This is a genomic window from Acidithiobacillus ferriphilus, from assembly GCF_018854775.1.
GTDB lineage: Bacteria > Pseudomonadota > Gammaproteobacteria > Acidithiobacillales > Acidithiobacillaceae > Acidithiobacillus > Acidithiobacillus ferriphilus.
This window is the reverse complement of sequence record NZ_JAAZTY010000043.1, coordinates 1-10407: the sequence shown is the minus strand read 5'-3', so window position 1 is coordinate 10407 and position 10407 is coordinate 1. Positions and strand designations below refer to the sequence as shown.

Annotated in this window: 9 protein-coding genes; 2 read left to right on the top strand and 7 right to left on the bottom strand. The window is 53.9% G+C overall.

Going from position 1 to position 10407, the window contains the following annotated elements:
- A partial coding sequence (gene smc / locus HF921_RS03765; protein WP_215893338.1) for a chromosome segregation protein SMC occupies positions 1–2539 on the bottom strand: 2539 nt, incomplete at its 3' end.
- 61 nt (positions 2540–2600) lie between these two features.
- Between smc and queF the strand changes: the two genes are divergently transcribed.
- Positions 2601–3026, top strand: a complete 426-nt coding sequence (gene queF, locus HF921_RS03760; RefSeq protein WP_064217678.1) for a preQ(1) synthase — start codon at positions 2601–2603, stop codon at positions 3024–3026.
- Positions 3027–3045: 19 nt separating this feature from the next.
- Here queF and HF921_RS03755 read toward each other — a convergent pair whose 3' ends face one another.
- The gene (locus HF921_RS03755) at positions 3046–3819 is read right to left on the bottom strand and encodes a DUF481 domain-containing protein (protein WP_155735161.1); all 774 of its coding nucleotides are present in this window, start codon (positions 3817–3819) and stop codon (positions 3046–3048) included.
- A gap of 143 nt (positions 3820–3962) precedes the next feature.
- On the opposite strand from HF921_RS03755, the gene HF921_RS03750 reads away from it, so the two are divergent.
- Positions 3963–4277, top strand: a complete 315-nt coding sequence (locus HF921_RS03750; RefSeq protein WP_215893337.1) for a hypothetical protein — start codon at positions 3963–3965, stop codon at positions 4275–4277.
- Positions 4278–4280: 3 nt separating this feature from the next.
- Here the strand turns inward: HF921_RS03750 and HF921_RS03745 are convergent, their stop codons facing one another.
- The 5 genes from HF921_RS03745 to HF921_RS03725 form a co-directional block, all read right to left on the bottom strand.
- The gene (locus HF921_RS03745; RefSeq protein WP_155735160.1) at positions 4281–4607 is read right to left on the bottom strand and encodes a P-II family nitrogen regulator; all 327 of its coding nucleotides are present in this window, start codon (positions 4605–4607) and stop codon (positions 4281–4283) included.
- The gene (locus HF921_RS03740) at positions 4604–7756 is read right to left on the bottom strand and encodes a DUF2309 domain-containing protein (RefSeq protein WP_215893336.1); all 3153 of its coding nucleotides are present in this window, start codon (positions 7754–7756) and stop codon (positions 4604–4606) included. Before HF921_RS03740 ends, HF921_RS03745 begins: the two co-directional genes overlap by 4 nt.
- On the bottom strand, positions 7741–8514 hold the full coding sequence (locus HF921_RS03735; RefSeq protein WP_064217675.1) for a hypothetical protein: 774 nt from the start codon (positions 8512–8514) through the stop codon (positions 7741–7743). The genes HF921_RS03740 and HF921_RS03735 overlap by 16 nt, the downstream gene beginning before the upstream one ends.
- A 1-nt stretch (position 8515) precedes the next feature.
- Positions 8516–10120 carry a proton-conducting transporter transmembrane domain-containing protein gene (locus HF921_RS03730; protein ID WP_226834320.1) on the bottom strand — a complete coding sequence of 535 codons (1605 nt, stop codon included), beginning with the start codon at positions 10118–10120 and terminating at the stop codon, positions 8516–8518.
- Positions 10121–10209: 89 nt separating this feature from the next.
- Positions 10210–10407 (bottom strand): Dabb family protein (locus HF921_RS03725; RefSeq protein ID WP_215893335.1); only part of this gene is annotated, 198 nt, incomplete at its 5' end.

Below are 10407 nucleotides of genomic sequence, written 5' to 3'. Positions count from 1 at the left end.
GCTCGGCCCGTAAACCCGCCACCACCTCCAGTGCCGCCTCCATTTCCGGCAACTCTGCTTGCAGGCGGGCAAGCTCCTCGTCTCCCTGAGCCGCCGCCATGGCAAAGTGATCCCTTTGCTGTTGCAGATCTACGGCACGGGCAACGGCGGCCTCAGACTCAGCCTGCAAGCGCTGTCGCTGGACTTCCAACGACTGGCGTTTGTCCCGCGAGCGACCATAGGCCGCACGCAATTCACCTGTCCGGCGCCGCAACTCATCGGTCATCCGCTGCGCGTTTTGTACCGACTGCTCCAAATCCTGCCAGCCGCGTTCATCGACAGCCAAATCCTGACGCAATCCCTGCATCCGTGCTTCTAATGTGGCCCGTTCGTTACTGAGTCGCCCGAACTCAGCAACGCGTTCTGCCCGTTGTCGATCTTCGGCCTCCACCCGACTGCGCAGACGGACGAGGGATTCCCGCTCCTGAGCGCTTTGCCGACTCAAGGTTTGCCAGCGGCCATCTGCCGTTCGGAGTTGCTCCTGTGCGGCCCGTGCCCGTTGTTCGGCGTCCGCCAATGCAGCATGTGCGGTCGCGGCCTCGACCTGCGCCTGACGAAAACGCTCGCTATTTTCCGCCAGCTCGCGGCGACATTGCAGCAGACTGGCGCCATCTTCATGTTCTGGATATTCCATCCCCGAGCGATGCACCAATATACCCTGTGGCGTAATCCAGGCTTCCCCCGCCTGCAATTGTTGACGCTGACCGAGGGCGCAGGTCAAATCCGGAGCCATGCGCAGTCCCCACAGCCAGTCACTTAGCCCCAGGCCCAAAGTTTCTGGTCTTTCCAAGGCCCGTACCAGTGCATCTTGCGGCAAGTCGGGTGGTAACGCCGCGCTCTTCCACAATATGCTGCCCTCAGCGACCGTACTGTCGCCTTCCATCACGGCGGCGTGCAGGCGACCACGCAACACCACCTCCACCGCATGTTCCCAGCCAGGCCGCACCTGTATCTGGTCCACCAGTCGGGTGCTCGCCGTGTCATTGTTCACAGCCGGTTTTTGCAGCCGTCGCAGCAGACTCTCCAGCGCCTTTTGCCGGGCCCCGTACTCCTGCACCCTGGCCTGCGCAGTATCGCGGGGTTCGCGCAAAGCAGCGGCTTGGGCCTGAGCCGTTTCCAGGGCATCACGTTGCCCCTGAAGCACGGTCGCGGCCTCTTTTAACGACATTTCCCGGGATTCACAACGCGCTTCCAAGGCTGTCAAAGCGGGGCGTTCTGAAGATGTTTCCGCAGACTGCTGTTGCAAGCGGCGTTCAATATCCTGCAGGCGCGGCTCCAGTTCACGGATTTGCGCCGTCGTTACGTCCCTTTTGCGACGCAGTTCCGCCAAAGCCTGCTGCTGTTGCTGACGTTCCTGATCCTGTTTTTCAAGCTCGCGCTCCGCTTCCTGCCGTTCGCGTCGGGCACGCTCTTCTTCTTCGATCAGCGCGTGCTGATCTGCGGCCAACGTCTGCAACCGCTGCTGCCGCTGACTTTCGCTCTCCGTCTGACGTGCTTGTTCAGATTGGATTTTCTGTTGCTGTGCCCGCTGCTGATCCACTCCACTCCGACAACGTTGGATCGCCGCCTGCTGTTCCCGAAGCCGATGCATCACATCGCTTTGCCGGGCCTGCACCTCATACAGTTCGCCTTGGGCGACGGCGATGGCGTCCTGGCCATGACGTTCTTCCACGCGCAATTGGTCCAGCAATTGCGTCGCAGCGATAAGATGCCGTTCTTCCTGCTGATGGCTTGCTTGCAGCGCTGCGCGCCGCACCGCGGTCTGTTGCTGCTCCGTTTCGAGAAGCTCCACGCGAAGGGCCACGCTCCACCACTGCCATTGACGCTCCTCTACCCGTAGAGCGCGCAACTTTTGCGCCGCCTGGGTTTGCCGCTGCAAGCGTTGCCATTGACCATCCATCTCGCCGTGAATATCGTGCAAACGCTGGAGGTGCTCCCGTGTTTCAGCAATGCGTTGTGTGCTTTCCCGGCGACGCTCCTTGTAACGGCTGATGCCGCCTGCTTCTTCGAGAATGGCGCGCAAATCGTCCGGACGCGCTTCAATAATGCGCCCGATGGTCCCCTGCTCAACGATGGCATAAGCATTACCGCCGAGTCCCGTGCCGAGAAACAAGTCGCCCACATCGCGCCGTCGACAGCGGGCACCGTTAATCCGGTAATGGCCGTCGCCCTTGCGATCCAGACTGCGCTTGACGCTGATTTCGGCCGTCTCAGCAAAAGCGCCGGGGGCCGCGCCATCACTGTTATCAAAACGCAACTCGACCATCGCCATTGGGGCGGCCGGGCGACTGTCGCCCCCATTGGAAATCACATCGCTCAGAACGCCGCTACGCAGCTGGCGCGCCGAGGATTCACCGAGCACCCAGCGCAAGGCGTCGACCGCGTTGGATTTGCCGCAACCGTTAGGCCCGACGATCACCACCGGATTGGCGTCGAACTGAATGCGCGTGTTTTCGCGGAAGGATTTAAAGCCTTGGAGAATAATGGCCGAGAGGCGCATGAAGGGATATTCTTGCTATAGTATGCCGAATCGGTGAAGCACAGATAATGAGGAGTTCCAGATGCCCAGTCAACCCAGCAAAACTTTAGAGCGTTTTTCTAATCCTCACCCCGAGCGTGACTATGTCGTGCACATGGATCTGCCCGAATTTACCTGCCTCTGCCCCCTGACTGGACAACCAGATTTCGCGCACTTTATGCTGGATTTCATCCCGGATCAGCACAATGTCGAGCTGAAATCCCTCAAACTTTATCTCTGGAGCTTTCGCGACGAAGGCGCCTTTCACGAGGCCATGACCAACCGCATCGCTGACAATCTGATCCATCTGATCAACCCGCGTTATTTGCGCCTATTGGGACGCTGGTATGTGCGCGGCGGCATCACCACCGATATACTCATTGAGCACCGCCAAGCAGGGTGGGAAAATCCGCATCTACTCAGTCAATTGCCGCCCGTGCATTGGGCGCAACACCAGCCAGGCTATTAACGGGCACATCTACGAGTTACTAAAAGTGGTACATCAAATCCGCCGTAGTAATGGTATTGAATTTTTTATAATAGCTGATCACGGGAAACTCATTATATGAGGCGGTATAAGATAATTGTAAATTAAAATTTCCATACAGTTGGGATTCAAGGCTGGTAATCGATTCATAAGTATTATTGTTGGCTGTTGATAGTAGCGTAGTTACAGCTTCCTTGAAAGTTGCGTGATGGGTCAGGTGCCATCGATAATTAATCGCCAGCCGGACGGCTGGACTTATTTGATGTTTCTGACCTATGGGTTGATCTTCCTGAGCACCGATACCTCCTTGGTAATCTAAGGACATGGTCTTATTTAAATGTATGACATTACCTTCGCCTATAATTTCTGTCAGGTGGTAAAAGTATCCATTAAATTGATTGCGATCATAGCGGATATTGGCGAAAACGTAGCGAATCTTTGGTTTAAAGTAATATCGAGTTTGGTTTCCCAACACGAGGCGGTTGGCATAAATAGCCGACGATGCGGCAGTGTAATTGTAACTCACGTGTGCTCGATCTTGCCAATGATGCTTTTGCCAACGCACCCAATCATGACTATTGAGATTTAAAGAAGGGAATGTTCCAGTGGCACTGGAAAGCCCAAACGCGGCGCTACCAGACCAGGGCTTCAAAGTTTTGGCCATGGCGCCGGTGATGGATGCCATCCATACGGGAAATACGAAAACAAAAACAAGTATTGTGCGTTTTCCATATTTATTATGGAATGGTATTTGGGGTGTTTTCGGCAATCGCATATACTCTCCTGTTCATTATAGATGGGATGTTTTCATTCACAAAGATCGTCGTGATATGGACTACGCTTATCCGATTATCTTAAAAAATTACCTTGTGCACAATCTGCTGTATTAATTAACATTACCGTATCAGAATACCGATAATGATTCATTTTATCAAGGCAGAAATCGTCGACCACTACAACCAACACCCCAACAATATAAGGAAAATACGTAATCTATTCTGGTCGCCGACCAACAGCCCCTTCCAAACTTCAGAGGCTGGTCAATCTGTCCAACGCGCCCAGATCCACGAAATCCGGCGTACGGCAGGACACCTGCTGTTCGTGGAATCCCTGAAAGAGATCGCACCACAGCGCAGATTCTCTGGCTATCGCTTGTTGCTCAAGGCGTATGTGAGCGGGGAGCTACGGCAGGATGAAGCGCGGTACACCTCTTCGGGGCCACCGCTTGATTGATGGTTAATTCTTGAACTTCACCAGGCGGCTGACCTGAATATCGGTCACGAAAACCACTCCAGTGTGCTTCTCGAAGAAAGGGGCGAAGCCTTCCAGGATGGGAGGCACCAACTCCTCTGGAACAGCCACAATGATCATGATCAACACATCATCTTCGTTAAACATGACATGCCCATCATAAATACCGTGACTGCCCTTTCCGGAAAGATTGCCGACAATGGTGTATCCCTTTACACCAGCACGATCTAACAGATCCGTAGCGAAGTCTTTGTGGGCACCTTCCATGATGATCTCCAACTTCTTCAGTGGGCTCAGATTCAGGGTTTTCACGCAATATCCTCCGTAAGGGGCTGACTCATTGACAACTCGGATCGTTCCTGCAAGCGGAACGCGCCATCATCCAGCACATAGGCACGATACGCGTCTTCCGGGTCCATAATAATGACTCGCACCCAGGCACCGCCCACCAGCGCCTTAATTTTCACCAAATTACCGACCGCTTTCTGAACAAAGGGCAGCGGCGCTTCCACGAGCACGATCAGACGTACCGGTTCATGATAAGGTTTACCGTCCTTGAGGACGGTCTGGGTAGGCAAGCCGGTACGCAAGTCACTCTGATTACCGGTCATCACCGCAAATCTGCCGGCCACATTATGATACGCTTTGCTACCACTACCATAGTGTTCGGTATCTACCACCGAAAAATAGTGTTCCAGGTTGATCCATTCGCCGATCACCATAGGACTGGACAAAATCGTCTCCAGAAGACGTCCCTTGGGATCAAGGCGATAGTCGTACGAATGCAGAAAAGCCCGGCTTTCCAGATTCAACCCTTCTGTCAGTTCGCGTTTGCCCACAATCGCATAGACATTCCGGGTCAGCCCCCACTCCGGACGCACCTGAGACCAGTCATGCGCCTGCCGTCGAGCCATCATTGCCGCCGCGTAAGGTTCCTCAGCCAAGCGTCCAGAACCACCCAAGGTGGGCATACGTTCTGCTGCCGAGCGTCGGGAGGCAGCAGAAAGACCATTACGCAAACGCTCCAGATAGAGCAGATGCCGGGCCGGTAACAAATCGATATCCATGAGATCGACCGCGTCCGTCGTGGTGTTGTGAACGGCGGGGATGAACCAGGAATCCTCTGGAATGACTATACCTAAGTCACGTAGACGTCGCCTGACTTCCGGCTTGTTGGCCATGGCGGCAAAAACACGCGCATTGGGGAGGCCCTTACCGCCACCACAGGCTCCACAATCCAAAGCTGATTCATAAGGATTGTTTTGGGTCTGACTTTCATGCGCCACCATCAGTACAAAACGGGAGAAATTACGATTCAGCCCAACCAAAAGAAGCGATTGAGAAATATAACGAACCTGTTCATCCACACTAAAGCCGATGCGTCCGAGGCGCTCCATCTGCAAACTCATTTCATGACGCTCTACCCGATAGATATCACGAAGCTTCTGGATAAATGCCGTTTCCTCCTGATCGCCAATATGTCGCCTCTGCGCCAAGTCGCTGGGGCCCTGTGCATTTTCGAGGGCAATTTCCCGCAATTGCCGGACATCATCATCGGTCACCTGATCACGGGGTATGTTCCACTCCTTGATCAAGGCACGAACAATCATGGCACGTTGTACCGCACGCAAAATAGAATCCGCCTGGTCATGACTCAGCTTATCCAGTAGCAGGCGCGTAACGGGTTTATCCGCATGCAGACGATCGTGCAGCTGGTGATAAATAAGCGGTGCCACAGTCTTGCCGATCAATCCGAGACTAAATATCAAACCGACGGCTTCAACGGCCACAAACGGTGAAAGCACAGATTCCTTGAGGTCGTGCAGGACATGTTCCAGAGCGCCATAAAGAGGCTCCTCTTCGAGCTCCAGCGCTGCAGGGATCTCGAGAACCAGGTTTTTGGGGGTTTGAATCGCAGGACAAAGGTGTACCTCAGTGCCTTTGCCGTATCCCAAAAAACTGATCGGAACGCCAAAAAAGCCACCGATGCCAAATGTCTCATAATCACCAACAGCCTCCAGATGCCGACGCATAGGCTCGGAGCGCACATCAATACATAACATGGCCTGAGCAAAGGGACGTCTGTCTACTGGCGGAGCCGAGGCTTTGGGAATATTGACCTGATTGATCAGCGCCTTGATGTAATGCGTTTCCATGGAGCGCAGCCAGACAAAACCCTCTCCCTTCTCCCAAGTACGCACAACCTCCATAAATTTGTCCAATTGCGCAGGAGTCATCGCCATCAGCTCTTCCTCCGCATCTCCACCCATGGTCGCGGCCAGTCGACGCAGATGGGACGCCTGACGCTCGCCCTCCCAACGGGATTTGTTATCCATATAGGCATGGGCGAGTTTTTCAAAACTGGGGCGACGGCGGCGAGCCAGAACATCCTCGACACGATGGGCCCACGCCGGGAGGATGGATCCGGTATGTAGTTCAAGACGCAAATAAGCCCCCAGGGGATCGGCATGAACAAATGCCTGCACCGCCTCGGCGTTCGCCGGACAATCATGATGCCGGACCGCCTCCTGCAGAAGCGCCATCCCCAGAACCATCCGCACCGCCAGAAAATCCGTTAGATCCGCCGGAAACCGCTCCGCCCAATAGTAACGTCTTGCCGAGCTCCGATAGCGAATGAACCCGGCCCACCCATGCAGGCGAGTCAATTGTCGAGTGATATATCTCTGCCAGGACTCCTCAGGCACTTTGAGCCGTTTCAGGATGTGCGCGACCATTCCCTCGGGAGTCTCTCCAGATTCCAGCAGCTGCCGCAATTGCAATCCACGCAAGAAGAAACGCACATTGTGCTGCGCCACTTCCTTCCAGGCAGCAAAAAATCCACGGTCACGTCCCGGTGCCTGCCAGGCGGATTGCCCCTCATCAAAAAAATCCAGACAACTCTTGATGAGAAGTTCGTCCAAGGTTTGACCGATACCCGTTCCAAATAGACGATCAATGTTGGCGTAAACCGGACCATCCGGAGCAATTTTATCAGCGAGTATCACACCAAGCCGAAGCTGCTGCGTGTCCCTATTCACGGTCGTTGATCGACCATGCAGAACATCATGAAGCAGTTGTCCGTTGAGCCAGTCCGCTTTCGGTACCACCTGCTCACTCTGACAAACCGTCAGTAAAGACCAGAGCCACTTCCGGAGCGCCACGCCGGGCAACACCCCGGGAAGCGCGCCCAAGAAATCATCAAGATACTTTTCAAGCTTGGCATCATCCACTTTTCCGGCAAGGCGATATTCTTGGTACTGACTTCTTGAAAGATATCCACGACCGTGGAAAAGCGTGTTGGCTTCTTCTATCGCTGCTTCAAAAGACAGATGCTCAAGACCAAAAAGCGGGTTGTGATGAATGAAGGTGCGCATCGGCCAGAACCGCGGAATTGGTTCACTGGCCACATAAATCATCGAACGAACTTTGAGCCGGTCGCCCAAGGTTAATTCATTATCCATGCGCCCCCCCAAAAAATGCCTCCAACCGCAAATAGTCCCAGAACGAGGCCGCCCAACCAGGTGCCGCCCACTGTCAGATCCTCAAGTAACTCACCTCGGTAGATACCGAAGAGTAAATCCTGCAAAAACCGTCCTACGGCCCAGCCCCAAAGCAACAAAACCAGAAGTCCCCCTGGAATCCATGCCAACGGCAGAGCCTTTACCACGTGGAGTAGGATGAAAAAAGTGGGGAAAATCGGCGTCGCCGAAGCCGCGAGGGCGGTGAGCGTGATCAGCGCGGAAAGACGGGGTAAGACCGTCGTCAGTCCACCCCTCAGCCCCAGATAGGCACCCCCCATCCGCTGCTCGAGAAGCCCTGCCCACACCAGCATCAGCGCGCCGGGGATCGACCAAGCCAACGCAAATGACTGTAGAGTCAGGGGATCCAGGTTCTGCCCATGCAGCAACCAGGTCAGTGCGAGCCCAGACGTCGTCATCAGTCGAGCCCAGACCTGCACTTCACGGGTACTAGCCGCACGAAAGGCGTAGAACACTGCCGTAAAAAGCGCCACGCCGCGCAAGTTGGAGTCCAGCCCAACCGGTAATGCCTGCCACGCTCCGGAATATATCAAAAGCAGCAAACCCAATTGTGGAAACACCAGAATAGCCAGAGCCTGAGCCCAGAATCCCGGAGCGCTGGCAAGCAGCTTGTTAAAAATCCAGCTTAACGGAAACCACGGAAGCAATGTCCCGGCCATGATCCAGACCAAGATATCCATATCAGCACCACCGTAACAAAATATTCAAGCGATGCGAAAAAACCAAGAGAAGCTGCGTCAGTCTTGCATAAAGATCGTTCACATATAATTCCCTGGAGAGCAGGGCATACATCGAAAGATAAGCTCCGCGCCAACCTCCCTTGTCGACACGGTCCCACCAGCCGGAAGAATCGGCAAAGAAAGTCAGTGCCCAGCCGCCAACGAATAAAAAGGCAAGAAAAATGACCAGCGTATCGAAAGCGAATGCATTAATACTGGCGGCGGCATAAAGCTTTTGACTGACGTCATGCGGGTAGAGAAAACTACTAAAATAATGACTGATCAGAGTGTAACCAATCACAATGAGCACGAACGATCCTAATATCCCACCCATCAGCCGCCACGGATTAGTGTGGGTCATCTTATGGGTTGCAAATAGTGCCTGCGCTCCAGTTACCCAGCCGAAAAACAGAAGAATGACGACGCCCTGCTCGTAAAGCAATCCCGAAGACACAAAGAAATGGGACAGGCTCAAAACCGCCGCCGGCACTAGAATGGTTAGAGCCGCCGCCGCGAGCCAAGGCAGGCGGGAAGGCTTCGCCGGTCGCCGCTCGACAATGGCGGTGTAGATGGAATCGGGGGGTACGCCATCGTGGGCACGTGCTTCACCGATGACATTTCCCGCACCCAGAAACATCGAGCCCTTGAAAAAACCATGGGCTATCAGATGAAAAATGGCGAGGGGAAAAGCGCCCACGCCGCACTCCATGACCATGAAACCCATCTGCCCCATGGTGGAATAGCCCAGAGAGCGTTTCACATCATTTTGAATCAACATCATGGCCGAACCGATAATCGCCGTGACCAATCCCACTATGAAAGCCATGTGCAGAGCGCCGCCCGCATACTCGAAAACCGGCGCGAAACGATTAAAAAGAAATCCACCGGCATTGACGATACCTGCGTGCATCAACGCGGAAACCGGGGTCGGTCCGTCCATGGTATAAGGCAACCATCCATGGAGTAAAAACTGTGCAGAGCGGGCGAAAGCCGCAAAAGCCAGAAGAAAAGCCACCAGCTCCGGAATAGATAGTCCCCAAAAAGTATGAAGGTGGGGATTTATCCGTATCTGCGCAAAAATAACCGGCAAGGATATGGAATGATAGGTTTTGATCAACACAAATGCAGCGAACCAAAGCGGCAAGTCGCCTGCCCGGTAAGTGATTTGTGTCCAGAAGGCATAGCGCCCCGCTGCGGGTCGGTTGGTATCATGGCCGAGGAGAAAATAAAGAACCACACCGACGAAGAACCAGGCCACCAGCAAGGTAACCAAATCTGCCGCAGAAACCATGAACAGAATGATCGCAGTCATTAAATCCAATAAGGCAAAGAACCGTGTATAGTTCGGCTCTTCAACCATGTACCGTACCGAGTACATGTGTACCAGAACACTAATTCCACTGACAAATACCCACATGATCAAACTGAGGGGATCCAACCAGATGCTGCCCCAATGGATACCGATATATACCACTTGCGAATGGCCAGCGACCACATAGTAGCCGAGCATGCCCAGCGACAGAAAGAAAGTGAACAAGGTGGCGATCACGCTGACCCGTGCAGACATTCTGCGTTTTGAAGGCAGGAAAAATAATATAATGATTGCCGATAATACCAGCAGAAATGGTGTGATTATTGTTATTTGTTGAATGATTTTCATAGGCTTTCCATGGCGTAGTCGATACTGATTTCTCGGTCGGCCACAGGTCGGAAACGCCGGTTGGTGAAGGCCACATAGTCGGGGTGCTCGTGGTAGGAATTGATTACTTCCGGTGCTGCAAAACGCACCTGCCAACAGTAGCGGTATTGAGCGCGTTCTCTCATCGCCTTACCCGTAATCACTGACCGCACTCC